Source organism: Rhodoplanes elegans, from assembly GCF_016653355.1.
Lineage (GTDB): Bacteria > Pseudomonadota > Alphaproteobacteria > Rhizobiales > Xanthobacteraceae > Rhodoplanes > Rhodoplanes elegans.
Genome location: NZ_NHSK01000205.1, coordinates 1 through 15,266 on the forward strand (window position 1 = coordinate 1; position 15,266 = coordinate 15,266).

Consider the following 15,266-nt stretch of genomic DNA (forward strand, 5'->3'; position numbering starts at 1 on the left):
GCCGTCGCGCGCTCTCGACGAGGATCGGCCCGCCGTCCCGCGCCGCGTCGCCGCCACCGAGGCGGCCCGCAAGGCCGCGCTGCTGCGCGGCAGCCTCGCCCACCGCCTGCTGCAGTCGCTGCCCGAGATCGCCGCCGAAGCGCGCGCGGCGACGGCCCGCGCCGTGCTGGCCCGCAATGCGCAGGCGCTGCCAGAGCCGGTGCGCGAGGCGCTCCTCGCCGAGACGCTGGCGATCCTCGACGACGCCCGCTTCGCCCCGCTGTTCGGCCCCGGCAGTCGCGCCGAGGTGCCGATCCTCGGCCGCCTCGCGCGGCCGGACGGGCAGCCGCTGCTCGTCTCCGGTCAGGTCGACCGCCTCGCCGTCACGGCGGACGCCGTGCTGATCGCCGACTTCAAGACGAATCGCGGCGCCCCGAGAACGCTCGCCGAGGTGCCGCCCGACTACGTGACGCAACTCGCGCTCTATGCCGCGGTGCTGGGCCGGCTATGGCCCGGGCGGCGCATCTCCACAGCACTGGTGTGGACCGAAACGCCGGAACTGATGGAGATTCCGGCCGACGCCCGGGCCGCCGCCCTGGCCCGGCTCGGGGTCGCCCCGGCGGCGCCTTGACGCACCCGGGGCGCATTCATACGTTCAGGCCCGATCATCGAACCCCGCGAGGTATGGCATGGGCGTGACCAAGGTTTCCGACCAGGACTTCGAGACCGAGGTGCTGAAGTCGGACAAGCCGGTCGTTGTGGACTTCTGGGCCGAGTGGTGCGGCCCCTGCCGCATGATCGCCCCGGCCCTCGAAGAGATCGCCGGCTCGCTCGACGGCAAGGTGAAGATCGTCAAGCTCAACGTCGACGAGAATCCCAAGGTCGCGGCGCAGTACAACATCATGTCGATCCCGACCCTGATGCTGTTCAAGAACGGCGAGCTGTCCTCGCGCCAAGTCGGCGCCGCGCCGAAGGCCAAGCTCGAGCAGTGGATCACGGCTGCGGTTTGACCGCAGCGGCTGCGGTCTGACCCGAACGGCGGCCCGGCCGCCCCGGCCCGGACCGGGCCGAACCGCACCCTTCCTCGGCGACACCCATGACGGCCGGCGCCCGCGCCGGCCGTTCGGCGTCGATGGCACGTCGGCCCCGGGCTGTCCGCCCGGGGTTGTCGCCCCGCCCCCCTTGCCTATACTGCGGCCATTCCGCGCGGCACCGCGCGGAGCTTCACGCACTGCAGCACGAGAGATCCAGAATGCCGGTCGATGCGATCGCCGACCCGATGACCGACGTCGCCGAGGAGCAGATCATCCTGGTCGACGCCGACGACCGGCCGACCGGCGTCGCCGGCAAGACCGAGGTGCATCGCCGCGGCCTGCCGCATCGCGCCATCTCGGTGCTGGTCCGCAATCCGCGCGGCGAGATCCTGATCCAGCGCCGCAACCCGGCCAAGTACCACTCCGGCGGGCTGTGGGCGAACACCTGCTGCAGCCATCCGCGGCCCGGCGAATCGACGCTCGACGCGGCGCTGCGCCGGCTGCCGGAGGAGATGGGCTTCGCCTGCGCGCTCGCCCCGATCTTCAAGACGCACTACCGCGCGACGCTGTCCAACGGCTTCATCGAGGACGAGCTGGTGCACGCCTTCGGCGGCACTTTCGACGGCGTGGTCGCGCCGGCGCCGGACGAGGTGAGCGAGTACGCCTGGGTGCCGTTCGAGACGTTGTTCGCCGATCAGAAGGCGCATCCCGAGCGCTACGCGGTGTGGTTCCGCCACTACCTGAACCAGCATCGGGACGACATCGCCGCCTGGCTCGCCAGCGCCGCCTGACGTGCGGGCGTCGGACCACCCGTCCAGCCCCATGCGCACCGAGCTGATCACGATCCCGACGCCGACGCTGCCGCTCGACGGCGCCTTCCACTGGCCCGACGACCGGCCGATCCGCGGCGCCGTGCTGCTGTTCCACGGCAACACGATGAACTTCTACACCGGCGCGCCGCGCTTCCTGCCGCGGGCGCTGACGCGGCTCGGCCTCGCCTGCCTCGCCTTCAACCGGCGCGGCCACGACATCCTGAGCATCCGCGACAGCCGCGCCGCCGAGGGCGCCGCCTTCCAGCTCACGCACGAGGCGATCGAGGACAACGCCCTCGCGGCACGCTGGCTCGCCGCGCGTGGCCACGACGCGCCGATCGTGATCGGCCACAGCAACGGCGGCATGCTGGCGGTGCCGCATGTCGTGGCCCATCCGCAGACGCCGTGCCTGGTGCTGCTCTCGGCGCATGCCGGCGGCCGGCAGAACGAGAACGTCAGCCGCATCGGCCTGTTCGCCGGCGAGAGGTTCGCCGAGATCAAGGCGCAGGCCGAGGCGTTGGTCGCCGCCGGCCGCGGCCGGGAGCTGATCGTTCTGCCGCACTGGTGGTACGTCACCTCGGCCGAGGCGTTCATCGACCGCACCACCCAGTTGCCCAACACGCTCGAGCTGGCGCCGCGGATCACCTGCCCGGTGCTCTACGTCCGCGGCGACCAGGAGCCGGCCGCGCACTACCCCGCCGAGGCCTTCCAGGCGCGCGCGGGCGGACCGTGCGACGTCGAGATCGTCCCGGACTGCGACCACTTCTACAAGGGCCGCGAGGACGCGGTCGCGGCGATCGTCGCCGGCTGGCTTTCGCAGCGGCTCGGGCTTGCGGCGGACTGAACGGGGCTCACACCGGGGAGACCGCCCGATCGGCCCCGACGCGGGCGGTCTCCGAGGCGGCCTCGGCCGCGCCGCGAGACCCCGGCAGCGTCTCCCGCGCCGCGGCGGCCGGATCGGGCTCGTCGAGATACCACGGCACGCTCATCACCACGACGCGCGAGCCGCCATGGGCGAGGAGGCCGGCGCGCATGCGGCGCGCCCGCAGCGTGTGCAGCGGATACTGCCACCAATGCTGCTTCACCATCTCCGGCGTGAGCACCGCGACGGTGCGGTCCGGATGCGTGGCGAGGAGCTCGCCGACCAGCGCGAGCAGCGGCGCGTAGACGTGCCGATAGGGCGTGTGCAGCGTGACGAGCCGCGGCGGCGACCGGCCGGCGGCGTGCGCCGGCGCCTCGACGTCGCGCGCCCAGGCCTCGCGCAGCGCACGCTCCTTGTCCTCCGAGCCCGGCCCCTCCAGGGCGGCGAGATGCACGGCCACGACGTCGGGCGAGATCGACAGCGCGACGGCGAGCGCCTTGTCGGCGAGCCGGCTGCGATCCTCGGTGGCGACCAGCACGATCGGCGGCGCGAGGTTCGTCAGGTCGAGCGGCGCCGGGTCGCTCAGGGCCCGGTCGAGCGCCGCATAGTAGCGCCGCACCGCGACGAGCAGGCCCATCAGGGCCGGCACGACGAGCAGCACGATCCACACGCCCGCCAGGAACCAGGCGACGATCGTGATCACGAGCGCGAGCCCGGTCGCCACCGCCCCGCCGATGTCGATCGCGAGCGTCGCGGCGGCGGCGCGCCGGGCCGCCCGCCGCTCGCTCGCCACCCGCCGGCGCACCCGCCGTCCGTGCACGGCCATGGCGATCTGGACCAGCAGGAACACGGCGAGCGCCGCGACCGCGAACAGCGGCACCAGCCGGTCGGTGACGCCGTCGAAGGCGAGGAGCAACAGGCCCGCCGCCGCGGCGAGGAACAGCACGCCGACGGTGAGCACCAGACGGCGGCCGAGCACGGCGAAAGGCCGCGGCAGCCAGCCGTCGGCGGCGACGAGACGGAAGAATCCGGGCAGCCCGACGAAGCTCGTATGCGCCGACAGGATCAGCACGAGGAGCAGCGTGCCGAGGCAGACGTAGTAAAGACTCCCCTCGCCGACCGTCGCGGCGGCGAGCTGCGCCAGCACGCTGCGATAGGTCTCCGCCGTCTGCGGCATGGCGACGATGCCGAGCGCCGGCACCAGCACGGCGAGCGCGGCGAGGAAGATCACGAGGACGACGACGATCACGGCCAACGCCCGACGCGCGGTGCGCACCGCCGGATCGCGGAACGTGTCGATGCTGTTGCCGATCGCCTCGACGCCGGTCATCCCCGTGCAGGCGACCGCATAGGCGAGCAGCACCGTCGTCCAGACGCTCGCCTCGCCGCTCGCGGCGGGAGGCGCAGCCGCGGCCGCCGGCGCGCCGCCGAACGCGATCACCAGGCCGGCGCCGATCACCACGGCGAAGCTCGCGAGGAAGCCGTAGACCGGCACTGCGAACAGTCGCCCGGCGTCGAGCGCGCCGCGCAGATTGACCAGCGTGAGCAGCGCCAGCACGGCGAGGCAGAGCGTCAGCCGGTGCGGCGCCAGCGCCGGCACGGCGGAGGCGAGCGCCGCGATGCCGGCCGAGATGCCGACCGCGACGTTGAGCACATAGTCGAGCATCAGCACGGCAGCGGCGAGGAGCCCGCCGGTCGGCCCGAGCGTGTCGCGGGCGATCGTGTAGGCGCCGCCGTTGCCGGGAAACGCCCGCACGGCGCGGCTGAACGTCGACCACAGGAGCAGCAGGACGAGAACGACGGCGCCCTGCACGGCGGCGAACACGGCGAAGCCGGCCGCGCCGAGCGACAGCGCGACGAGGAGCGCGGATTCGGGACCGTAGGCCGGCGACCCGAAGGCGCCGAGCCCGACGGTCGGCACGCCGGTGCCGATCCCGATCTTGCGGCCCGCATGCTCCTCGTTGGCGAGCGGCCGGCCGAAGAGCAGCGAGGAGAGAGAGGAAGGCCGCAATGGACAGGACGCCCCGTTTCGATCACGGTGGGGAACGGCCGGGGCCGGCGCCTGTTCCGCCGGTCGGCCGGAGCGGCGGACCGGGACCCGTAGACCAGGGATATCGAACCCGGGGCCGCGGACCGGGGGCAACGAGGCCGGCATGATCACCAGCGGCAACCTGTTCGCCGGCAGCGAGACGCGCCGTGCCGAGGAGGTGATCGCGACCCTGCTCGCGACGCCGGATCTGAAGATCGAGCGCATCGTCTCGCACGGCCAGGCGAGCCCGCCGGGCTTCTGGTACGATCAGGCCTGGGGCGAATGGGTGGTGCTGCTCAGCGGCACCGCGACGCTGCGCTTCGAGAGGGAGCCCGCGGCGCGCGAGCTGCGCCCCGGCGACTTCGTCCACATCCCGGCCCACGCCCGCCACCGCGTCGAAGCGACCGACCCGGACCGCGCCACCGTGTGGCTCGCCGTGCATCACCGGTGAGACGGCGGCGGTGATACCGGGAGCGCCCCAGACGTTTCCGTGAGGAGCAAATGCGCCGGCCGCCAACACCGACGTCGTCGCCGGGCTCGACCCGGCGATCCATCTCTCTGCGACAGAACGCTACTTGGTGCAGGTGATGGATGCGCGGGTCGAGCCCGCGCATGACGCTCTGATGTGTGGCAGACGACGTGTGCATCCCGCAGCCCTTCCCGGGACGAGCGGAAGACTGTCGCGGGAAGCCTCGCGCGTGCGCCGAGCGCGACGGCGCGTGCCGTCCCGTCAGAACCACCGTTCCGACACCACCACGGTGTCGCCCGGGCGCACCGGCGTGAGGGGCGGCCCCTTGAGGCGAACCGGCCCTTGCGGGGTCGGGCGGGTGATCTCGATCTCGGTGCGATAGGCGCGCGGCGTGAAGCCGCCGGCGATCGCCACCGCGGTCTCGGCCGTGAGATGGGCGACGAACGGGTACTGGCCCGGGAACGCCACCTCGCCGAGGATGAAGAACGGCCGATAGGACTCGACCTCGACGGCGACATGCGGCTCGCGGATGTAGCCGTCGCGCAGCCGCGCCGCGATCACCCTGGCGAGCTCCGCCGTGGTGCGGCCGCGGGCCGCGACGCCGCCGATCAGCGGCAGCGTGATGCGGCCGGCGGCGTCGACCGCATAGGTGTTGGTGAGCCCCTCCTGGCCGTAGACCACGACGCGCAACCGGTCGCCGGCATCGAGCGTGTAGGGCGGATCGGGATCGTCGGCCCTGACCAGCGCGGCAGCGACGGCCGGCGACGGGCCGGGGATCGCGCCCGTCGCGTCGGGACCACCGTAGACGACCGCCTCGATCGAGGGGGGCGGAGGCGGCGGGCCGGGCATCAGGAAGCGGGGCGTCGAGACACAGCCGGAGACGGCCAGGGCGGCGAGGATCACGACGAGGTTACGAACGTGCCGCATGGGAATCCGGACTGCGCTGAGAACTCTACTGTCCCGGATTAACACCTCATTATCGTTAACAAAGCCTCACCGGACGGGGGTTTCCCGGCCGTTGCACGCCAGGGTTTCGCCGCTCCCCGGCGGCGTGCGGCAGCCCTGCCACGGTCCGCGGTTTCGCGCCATTGCGGCGACACGAGCAGACATCGCACAGGATGAAAAGAAGCGGCCGGGACAAGCCCGGCCGCTCGTGATCGCAAGGGCTGGACGATCGGTCTTCAGAAGACCGGGGGCGCCGCGCGGCTCACGCGGCCGGCACGCCGGCGCCGACCGGGCAGCTCACGCCGGTGCCGCCGAGCCCGCAATAGCCGGCCGGGTTCTTGGCGAGATACTGCTGGTGATAGTCCTCGGCGAAATAGAACGGCGGCGCGTCGACGATCTCGGTGGTGATCGCCCCGTAGCCGCGCGCCGACAGCGCCGTCTGATAGGCGTCGCGCGAGGCTTCCGCGGCGGCGCGCTGCGCCGGCGACCCGACATAGATGCCGGAGCGATACTGGGTGCCGACATCGTTGCCCTGGCGCATGCCCTGGGTCGGGTCGTGGCTCTCCCAGAAGGTCTGCAGCAGGCGCTCGTAGGAGATCGTCGCCGGGTCGAAGACCACCAGCACCACCTCGTTGTGACCGGTGCGGCCGGAGCAGACCTCCTCGTAGGTCGGGTTCGGCGTGCCGCCGCCGGCGTAGCCGACCGCCGTGACGTGGATGCCGTCGCCGAGCTGCCAGAACTTCCGCTCGGCGCCCCAGAAGCAGCCGAGCCCGAAGATCGCCGTCTCGAGCCCGTCCGGATACGGCCCCTGCAGGGCGCGGCCGTTGACGAAGTGGTGCGAGGCGGTGGGGATCGGCCGGTCGCGGCCCGGCAGCATCTCGCGCGCGGACGGCATCTCGGCCTTCTTGCGGAACAGGAACATCGGGGGTCTCCTTCTCCGGCGCACCATGCGCTCGGCGACCGAGCGGGCCGCGCCGAGGCGAGATATGGGGAGGCCGGCCGCCCGGCGCAGGCCGCCGGCCGATCACATCTCGATCAGGCGGGACCCGCCGCCAGGGCTCAGCGCCGGGCGAAGCCGATCAGCGGCTTCCGCTTGCGGCCGAGCAGGACGAGGATCATGCCGATGACGCCGAGCACCAGCCAGGTCGGCGACGTCAACGCCTTGAGCATGGCGGGATCCCACAGCCAGGGCGAGTGCCGCTCCATGATCGGCTGCAGGGCCTGCAGGCTGCCGGCATGGATGTCGTTCCAGGTCTCGCCGAACGGCTTGATCAGCACCACCCCGGCGGCGATCGACCGGGTGCCGTCGTAGACGAGGAAGATGAAGGCAGCGGCCAGAATCCACAGGCCGACGAAGCGAAAGGCGAAGCGAATCATCGGGAAAGGCCGCGCTGGAAAGGGTGTGGAGGAATCATAGCGTGCGCCGCAAACTTCCGACAGAGGGCGTTGACGCCGACCGGGCGCACACTTATAAGCGTCGCTCACCCGGCGGCGCGAGCGCGCCGCGGCAGATTTTGTGCGCCCCTTGCGAGCGCGGCGCCGGACCGGGCCATCCCGGGCCGCCCCACGGCAAGACACGCGACCACAGAAACGCGACCACAGATACACGAAGACCGAGATACACGGTTACAACGGACGGACACCGCCAAGATGGCCAATACGACTTCCGCCAAGAAGGCCACCCGCAAGATCGCGCGTCGCACCGAGGTGAACAAGGCGCGTCGCTCGCGCATGCGCACCTTCGTCCGCAAGGTCGAGGAGGCGCTGGCGAGCGGCGACAAGGCGGCGGCCACCGCGGCCCTGCAGGCGGCCGAGCCGGTCATGATGCGGGCGGCCCAGAAGGGCGTGGTGCACAAGCGCAGCGCGAGCCGCAAGGTGGCGCGCCTCACCCACGCGGTGACCAAGCTCGCCTGACGACGACCGCGGTCGTCCTGTCTCTTTCGGACTGCATGAAAGGCCGGGCCCGTCCCGGCCTTTTGTCGTTGTGGGCCCGGCCACGCCCGGACGCGCAGCGGGCCGGAGGACGGGCCGGCGGGGCGTTGCCGCAGGACCGCGGACGAAAGAGCCGCGTCGAAGGCATTCGCGAGTCGCATTTCCGCCCCTCCACGCCACGAAAACCTGTTTCGATGTACCAAACACATCGCAAAACTGTCGCGATGTTGTCGTCATCCACCGGCTTTCTGCGTCCGGACGGTGACACGACTCGGACGATCCCTTACGAAGAACCACGGCGATGGCTGTTGTTTCGAGGCATCATCGTTGCTCTGGTGCAACAACTGCGTGGCTCCGTTAAGCACGATCTCGACTTTAAGTAGTTTCACGTATTCCACGCGAGCTACGAGTCCCACCGGCCCGAGGCCCACCGGAGCGCAGGTTACCCGCCTCCGGCGCGCACGAAATTCAGCGCCTTAACAAAGTGTTAACATCAAAGCCGGAGCGAACGGTCGGCATTGGGTGCCGGGCTGCCGCAGGCCGTCTCCGCCGCCCCCCGTCGAGGGGCAGTTTGGTTAACCCGCCCGGTTTGTCACAACACGATGAAATTCGACGCGCGGACAATCGGTTGTCGTTTGCAAGAAGATTCGTCGCGCGGCCCGGCGTAACCCGACGCTGCATTGCCGCCGAGCCGCCCCATCCAGGCCATTGCGGGCCGGGGGGCCCCTGTGTATTGGTGATGGACAGGCCCCGCCGCTCGGCGGGTTCCGAAGAAGAGGTCGAGATCGTGAGTCACAGGCGCGACGTTCACACCGAAAGGCGTAGTTTAAAGTAACAACGTGAACGTGCCGAAGGCTCGTACGGCGTATCGACCCTATCTCTTGTACATGAAACAAACGGGACTGTTCGACGTCCGCTGAACCAATACTTCAGCGGCTGATCGGGAATTCTGTGGCTTCGAGGCCGAACTACAGACTTTAAGTCCAGGGGCGAACATGACTAAAATGTGGCACATTCGTTTCGGCGCCCGGTCGGTGTCGAATGGTCCCGCGGCCGCCGGTCGGCGTGGACCCGCTCCCTCCCTGCATCTGTCTCTCGTCCCACACCGTCCCGGCCCGTCCGTGCGACCGGCCACGCTCTCGCCTCCCGAAAGCTGACCACCGGGGGGTGCCCGCCTCGCCCGTCGAGGTCGCGGCGCCCCGCGGATCGATGCTGCCCGAACGCGACGGAGTCCCTCCGGCCGCGCGAGCACCCGACTGTCAGTGTCCGCCCCGGGCGGAATGCGTGAGGCCATGACCATGACGAACAATCATCAGGAACGCTGGACGCGGGTGAAGGGTCGCCTGCGCGCCGAGGTCGGCGAGGACATCTTCTCGAGCTGGTTCGCCCGCATGGAGCTGGAGAGCGTCGAGAGCGAGACGGTGCGCCTCTCGGTGCCGACCCGCTTCCTCAAGAGCTGGATCCAGTCCCACTACGCCGAGCGGGTGCTCGCCTGCTGGCAGGGCGAGGAGCCGCTGGTCCGCCGCATCGACCTGTCGGTGCGCTCCACGATGATGCGGCCGGCCGCGGCCGCGACGGCCAGGCCGGTGTCGCCGGCCACCGTCACGGTGCGGCACGATCCGGCCCCGGCCGGCTTCGGCGTCCTGAACGGCCATGCTGCCGCGCCCGTCCCTGCGGCGACGCCGGCGACCGCCTCGGCCCACGATTCGATCGGCGGCTCGCCGCTCGACCCGCGGCTGACCTTCGACTCCTTCGTGGTCGGCCGGGCGAACTCCCTCGCCCATGCCGCCGCCAAGCAGGTCGCGACGGCGCGCCGCGGCGACCCGGTGATGTTCAATCCGCTCTACGTCCACGCCGCGGTCGGGCTCGGCAAGACCCATCTGCTGCAGGCGATCGCCTGGGCCGGCAATGCCGGCGGCGAGCGCCGCGTCCTCTATCTCACCGCCGAGAAGTTCGTGTACGGCTTCGTCTCGTCGCTGCGCACCCAGACGACGCTGGCCTTCAAGGAGGTGCTGCGGGCGACCGACGTGCTCCTCATCGACGACCTGCAGTTCCTGCAGGGCAAGTCGACCTTCGCCGAGTTCTCCCACACACTCAACGCCATGATCGACGCCGGCCGGCAGGTCGTGGTGGCCGCCGACCGTCCGCCGCTCGACCTCGAGAATATGGACGACCGGGTCCGCTCGCGGCTCGCCGGCGGCCTGGTGGTCGAGATGGGCTCGTTCGGCGAGGATCTGCGGCTCGAGATCCTGCAGGCCCGGGTGGCGAGCGCCCGCAGCCACCACGCCGCCTTCGACGTGCCGGCCCCGGTGCTCTCCTTCATCGCCAAGTCGGTGACCCACAACGGCCGCGACCTCGAAGGCGCCCTCAACCGGCTGCTCGCCCACTCCAAGCTGACCGGCCAGCCGGTCACCATGGAGCTCGCCGAGCGCGAGATCCGCGACCTCGTGCGGCCGCAGGAGCCGCGCAAGGTGAAGATCGAGGAGATCCAGCGCATCGTCGCCCGCCGCTACAATGTCAGCCGCGGCGACCTCCTCTCCTCGCGCCGCACCGCCAACGTGGTGCGGCCGCGCCAGATCGCCATGTATCTGGCCAAGACCCTGACGCTGCGCTCGCTGCCCGAGATCGGCCGCCGCTTCGGTGGCCGCGACCACACGACCGTGCTGCACGCCGTGCGCAAGATCGAGAACCTGGTCGGCAACGACCTCGCGCTCGCCGAGGAGATCGAGGCGATCAAGCGCGAGCTGCAGGAGTGAGGCACGAAGCGGGCGACCGTCACACTCCGATACAATCCGGATCGTGACCCCGGCGCACCCGCCGGAGTAGGGTCCGGCCACGCGGCGCCGCTCCCTTGCGGGCCGCGGCGAGCGAGTGAGCCGCATGCCGTCGGACCGGTCCGCCAAAGTGAAAGCCTCCCCGCCGATCGTCGAGATCGGCAATGCCGGCCTGCTGTCGCGCGTCGACCCGGCGAACGCCATGCTGCTGTGGACGAGCGAGGAGGACCTCGCCGCGTCCCGGCCCGAGAACGTCCGCGAGTTCGGCCTGCGCGAGTTCATCGACCTGTGGCGGCGGGCCTGGCGCTACGAGATCGACACCATCGTGGTGCATCCGCCGACCCGCCACCCGCCCTGGCACTGGCGGCCGCTGCGCAGCGTGTTCCACTGGCCGCCGCGGCCGTGGCGGCGCTTCATCCGGCTGTTCGGCATCCAGGCGATCCGGCTGCTGCCGCGCCGCATGAGCGTGCTCGTCGTCGACGGCGACGACATGCACACCATTCCCCGCTGCAACGCCTTCCTGCTTGATCGCTGCACCTTCTACTTCAAGCGTGAGCTGCCGATCGACCGCTGGCAGGTGTTCCAGCGCACCGTCCATCCGGAGATGCCGTCCACCCGCTTCCGCCGCAAGCCGCGCAACCGGAGCCGGGTGGAGAAGCTGCGGCCGTGGGCCATCGGCTTCCTCGGCGACGGCCCGTCGCTGCCCGAGATGGCGTTTCCGGAGAAGACCATCGGCCTGTTCGTCGCGGTCGCGACCAACTCCTCGACGGTGCGCCACACCGGGCTGGAGGAGCTGCGGGCGCTGGCGGCGCGCCGCAAGGACATCTTCATCGCCGAGGAGCGGCTGCGGAAGGACGAGTTCTTCCGGCTGATGAGCCAGGCCTGGCTGACCTGGTCGCCGGAAGGCTTCGGCTGGGACTGCATCCGCCACTACGAGGCGGCGGCCGTCTACTCGGTGCCGGTGATCAATCAGCCGACCATCGCCCGCTTCCACCCGCTCCTCGAGGGCGTCCACGCGCTGCATTACGATGCCGACGTGCCGGGCAGCCTCACCGCCGTGGTCGAGGCGGCGCTCGCCGACCCCGAGCGGCTGCGCCGCATCGCCACCGCGGCGCGCGCCCATGTGAACGCCCACCACATCACCCCGTGGCGACGGGCCGAGCAGCTGCTGGCCTACCGGGCCGGCGCCGAGACGCCGCCCGGCGGCATCACGCTGTGACGGGCCGCCCGTGACCGGCCGCTCCGCCGCCCGCCGACGGGTGGCGCCGCCGCCGGTCGGCGGGCCCGCACGACGGCGAGTGCGATCGCCGAGACGACGGCCGAAAACACCCGGATTGTCGGGGGATTGGCCGTCGTTACCCTTGCCGAATCCGCCCCGGCATTGCACTTTCCCGTGTTCCGGTGCACCCAAGGCGCCCGGCCGGGTTCCGCGCGAGCGGGTGGTCCGGGCCGGGGCGTCTGCGCACCAGCGTCATCCGGGTCGGGACCATCCCGGCACCAGCGTCACGAGTCGCGCGCCTGCCGGTCCGGCGCGTCTTGCGTAGTCAGTCGAGCGGGGTTCCGCATGAAGGTCACGGTCGAGCGGTCCGAGCTTTTGCGATCGCTGTCGCATGTCCACCGCGTGGTCGAGCGGCGCAACACCATCCCGATCCTCGCCAACGTGCTGATCCGCGCCGACCGCTCGGAGCTGTCCTTCAAGGCGACCGACCTCGACCTCGAGATCATCGAGACGATCCCGGCCGAGGTGGCGTCGGGCGGCGTCACCACGGTGCCGGCCCACATGTTCTACGAGATCGTCCGCAAGCTGCCGGAGGGCTCGCAGGTGACGCTCGACGCCACCGGCGACCGCGCCGTGCTGACGATCCGGGCCGGCCGCTCCAAGTTCACGCTGCAGACGCTGCCCGAGAGCGACTTCCCGGATCTCGCCGCCGGCGACATGACGCACGCCTTCGCGCTGCCGGCCGCCGACCTCAAGCGCCTGATCGACAAGACCCAGTTCGCCATCTCCACCGAGGAGACGCGCTACTACCTCAACGGCATCTACCTGCACGTCGCCGGCGAGGCCGCGGCCGCGCGGCTGCGCGCCGTCGCGACCGACGGGCATCGCCTCGCCCAGGTCGAGTTCCCGGCCCCGGCCGGCACCGAGGGCATGCCGGGCGTGATCGTGCCGCGCAAGACGGTCGGCGAGGTGCACCGGCTGATCGAGGACCCGGCCGGCGAGGTGAAGATCGAGCTCTCGGCGACCAAGATCCGCGTCTCGCTCGGTCCGGTGGTGCTGACCTCCAAGCTGATCGACGGCACCTTCCCGGACTACGGCCGCGTCATCCCGGCCGGCAACGACAAGCTCCTCGAGGTCGAGAAGCGCGACTTCGAGCAGGCCGTCGACCGCGTCTCGACGGTGTCGAGCGAGCGCGGCCGCGCCGTCAAGCTGTCGATCTCGGGCAGCAAGCTGATCCTCTCGGTGACCAACCCCGACTCGGGCAGCGCCACCGAGGAGATCGAGGTCGCCTACGACTCCGATCCGCTCGATATCGGCTTCAACTCGCGCTACCTGCTCGACATCGCGGCCCAGATCGAGGGCGACACCGCGATCCTCAAGCTCGCCGATCCGGGCTCGCCGACCCTCATCCAGGACAAGGACGCCAAGGGCGCTCTCTACGTCCTGATGCCCATGCGGGTGTGAGGCGACGAACACGCGGCAATCTCCGCGTCGTCATGCCCGGCCTCGTGCCCCGGACAAGGCGCAGCAGGCCGCAGGCCCGATGCGCCGCAGATCCGGGGCCCAGGGGCCGCACGACGGGCCGCACGACGGCCGCACGGCAAAGGGTTCTCCGACCGCCTCGCCTGATCGCCCCTGGGTCCCGGTTCGCGGCACGATGTGCCGCGCCCGGGACACGATGCCTTCGCCAAGGCAGCGCAGCGGAACGGCGAGTTTCTGGGTAGGGACATGACCGTCGCCCCGCAGATTCTCCGGCTCAGCCTGACCGACTTCCGCAGCTGGACGAGCGCGACCCTGCAGGCGTCGCGGCGGCTCGTCGTGCTGACCGGGCCGAACGGCGCCGGCAAGACCAACATCCTCGAAGCGATCTCGTTTCTCGGCCCTGGACGCGGCCTGCGCCGGGCGACGCTCGACGCGGTCGCCCGCGAGGACGGCCCCGGGACATGGGCCGTGGCCGCCGAGGTCGAAGGCGCCCAGGGGCTCGCGACGCTCGGCACCGGGCTCGCGACGCCGGCCGGCGCCGACGGCCCGCATGCGCGAAAATGCCGGATCGACCGCGAGCCGGTCGGCGCGGCGACGGCCTTCGCCGAGCATCTGCGGCTCGTCTGGCTCGTGCCGACCATGGACGGGCTGTTCCTCGGTCCGGCGTCGGAGCGGCGGCGCTTCCTCGACCGGCTGGTGCTCGCCGTCCATCCCGACCACGCCACCCGGGTCTCGGCGCTGGAACGGTCGCTGCGCGCCCGCAACCGGCTCCTCGAAAACCCGTCGCCCGACCCGCACTGGCTCGACGCCGCCGAGCACGAGACGGCCGAGCTCGCCGTCGCGGTGGCGGCGGCCCGGGCCGAGACCGTGCAACGGCTCGCCGCCACGCTGCTCGAGCGGGGCGCCGGCCCTTTCCCCTCGGCCGGCCTGATCCTCGACGGCTGGATGGAGCAGGCGGCGCTCACTCGTCCGGCGATCGAGGTGGAGGACCGGTACCGCACGGTGTTGCGCGAGAACCGCGGACGCGACGCCGCCGCCGGGCGCACCCTCGACGGCCCGCATCTCACCGACCTGCTGGTCACCTTCGCCCCGAAGGGCATCGCGGCCCGCGACGCCTCGACGGGCGAGCAGAAGGCGCTGCTGATCACGTTGGTGCTGGCCCATGCCGGGCTGGTCGCGACGATGACCGGCATCGCGCCGATCGTGCTGCTCGACGAGGTGGTGGCGCATCTCGATCCCGGCCGGCGCGCCGCGCTGTTCGAGGCGCTCGGCGCGCTCGGCGCCCAAGTCTGGATGGCGGGCGCCGACCCGGCCGCCTTCGCCGGCATCACGGCGGAGGCGGACGTGTTCGACGTCGCCCCCCAGCACGTCTCCCGCGCCGGCTGACCGAGGCTGCGCGAAAAATTCGCGCGCGGCAGCTTTTCAGAGCAGATACCGCGCGCCGAGCGGGGTTGTTGCGCTGCAACAACTGCAAATTAGTTGCATGAAAAGCGATGCGTCCTAGGGTCCGGCGACCTCTTCGATCGTCGCGCGCGGGCCGGATCGCGGCCGCGGCCGCGGGACGGACCAGACCCACGGAGCCCCCATGAGCCAGCTCGAGACCCTGCGGCAGGCGCTGCCCGACTACGCCAAGGACATCAAGCTCAACCTCGGCTCGCTGCTCGGTGCAGGCGCCGTGCCGGAGCTGACCCCGGCGCAGCGCTGGGGCAGCGCCGTCGCCGCCGCCGTC

Annotated in this window: 14 protein-coding genes; 10 read left to right on the forward strand and 4 right to left on the reverse strand. The window is 71.4% G+C overall.

Features of this window, described 5'->3' with window-relative positions:
- The 4 genes from CCR97_RS24070 to CCR97_RS24085 all read left to right on the forward strand — a co-directional run.
- Window positions 1–610, forward strand: a 610-nt coding sequence (locus CCR97_RS24070) for a PD-(D/E)XK nuclease family protein (protein WP_201159948.1), incomplete at its 5' end; no start/stop codon positions are given.
- Window positions 611–668: 58 nt separating this feature from the next.
- On the forward strand, window positions 669–989 hold the full coding sequence (trxA, locus tag CCR97_RS24075) for a thioredoxin (RefSeq protein WP_111357809.1): 321 nt from the start codon (window positions 669–671) through the stop codon (window positions 987–989).
- Between the two features lie 242 nt (window positions 990–1,231).
- Window positions 1,232–1,804: an isopentenyl-diphosphate Delta-isomerase gene (idi, locus tag CCR97_RS24080; protein ID WP_244670644.1), complete on the forward strand. Its 573-nt coding sequence runs from the start codon at window positions 1,232–1,234 to the stop codon at window positions 1,802–1,804.
- 31 nt (window positions 1,805–1,835) lie between these two features.
- Window positions 1,836–2,669: an alpha/beta hydrolase gene (locus CCR97_RS24085; protein ID WP_111357808.1), complete on the forward strand. Its 834-nt coding sequence runs from the start codon at window positions 1,836–1,838 to the stop codon at window positions 2,667–2,669.
- Window positions 2,670–2,676: 7 nt separating this feature from the next.
- Here the strand turns inward: CCR97_RS24085 and CCR97_RS24090 are convergent, their stop codons facing one another.
- Complete coding sequence (locus CCR97_RS24090; RefSeq protein WP_244670645.1) at window positions 2,677–4,698, reverse strand: APC family permease; 2,022 nt, start codon at window positions 4,696–4,698, stop codon at window positions 2,677–2,679.
- 142 nt (window positions 4,699–4,840) lie between these two features.
- Here CCR97_RS24090 and CCR97_RS24095 point away from each other — a divergent pair, with 142 nt between their 5' ends.
- Window positions 4,841–5,167 (forward strand): cupin domain-containing protein, encoded by a 327-nt coding sequence (locus CCR97_RS24095; RefSeq protein WP_111357806.1) that lies wholly within the window; start codon window positions 4,841–4,843, stop codon window positions 5,165–5,167.
- A 279-nt stretch (window positions 5,168–5,446) separates the two neighbouring features.
- On the opposite strand, the gene CCR97_RS24100 is transcribed toward CCR97_RS24095, so the two are convergent.
- The 3 genes from CCR97_RS24100 to CCR97_RS24110 all read right to left on the reverse strand — a co-directional run bounded on the left by CCR97_RS24100 (window position 5,447) and on the right by CCR97_RS24110 (window position 7,507).
- Complete coding sequence (locus CCR97_RS24100) at window positions 5,447–6,112, reverse strand: polysaccharide biosynthesis/export family protein (RefSeq protein ID WP_111357805.1); 666 nt, start codon at window positions 6,110–6,112, stop codon at window positions 5,447–5,449.
- 280 nt (window positions 6,113–6,392) lie between these two features.
- Complete coding sequence (msrA, locus tag CCR97_RS24105; RefSeq protein WP_111357804.1) at window positions 6,393–7,052, reverse strand: peptide-methionine (S)-S-oxide reductase MsrA; 660 nt, start codon at window positions 7,050–7,052, stop codon at window positions 6,393–6,395.
- A gap of 137 nt (window positions 7,053–7,189) precedes the next feature.
- The gene (locus CCR97_RS24110) at window positions 7,190–7,507 is read right to left on the reverse strand and encodes a hypothetical protein (protein ID WP_111357803.1); all 318 of its coding nucleotides are present in this window, start codon (window positions 7,505–7,507) and stop codon (window positions 7,190–7,192) included.
- 273 nt (window positions 7,508–7,780) lie between these two features.
- Here CCR97_RS24110 and rpsT point away from each other — a divergent pair, with 273 nt between their 5' ends.
- From rpsT to recF, 5 genes are all read left to right on the forward strand, one after another.
- The gene (gene rpsT, locus CCR97_RS24115) at window positions 7,781–8,044 is read left to right on the forward strand and encodes a 30S ribosomal protein S20 (RefSeq protein WP_111357802.1); all 264 of its coding nucleotides are present in this window, start codon (window positions 7,781–7,783) and stop codon (window positions 8,042–8,044) included.
- Between the two features lie 1,316 nt (window positions 8,045–9,360).
- Window positions 9,361–10,818, forward strand: a complete 1,458-nt coding sequence (gene dnaA, locus CCR97_RS24120) for a chromosomal replication initiator protein DnaA (protein ID WP_111357810.1) — start codon at window positions 9,361–9,363, stop codon at window positions 10,816–10,818.
- A gap of 148 nt (window positions 10,819–10,966) precedes the next feature.
- A complete protein-coding gene (locus tag CCR97_RS32380; protein ID WP_201159949.1) occupies window positions 10,967–12,055 on the forward strand; it encodes a glycosyltransferase family protein in 1,089 nt (362 codons plus the stop codon).
- Between the two features lie 345 nt (window positions 12,056–12,400).
- Entirely contained in the window at window positions 12,401–13,519 is a 1,119-nt protein-coding gene (dnaN, locus tag CCR97_RS24130; RefSeq protein ID WP_111358625.1) for a DNA polymerase III subunit beta, read from the forward strand.
- A 264-nt stretch (window positions 13,520–13,783) separates the two neighbouring features.
- Entirely contained in the window at window positions 13,784–14,923 is a 1,140-nt protein-coding gene (gene recF, locus CCR97_RS24135; protein WP_201159950.1) for a DNA replication/repair protein RecF, read from the forward strand.
- The last annotated feature ends 343 nt before the right edge of the window (window positions 14,924–15,266 follow it).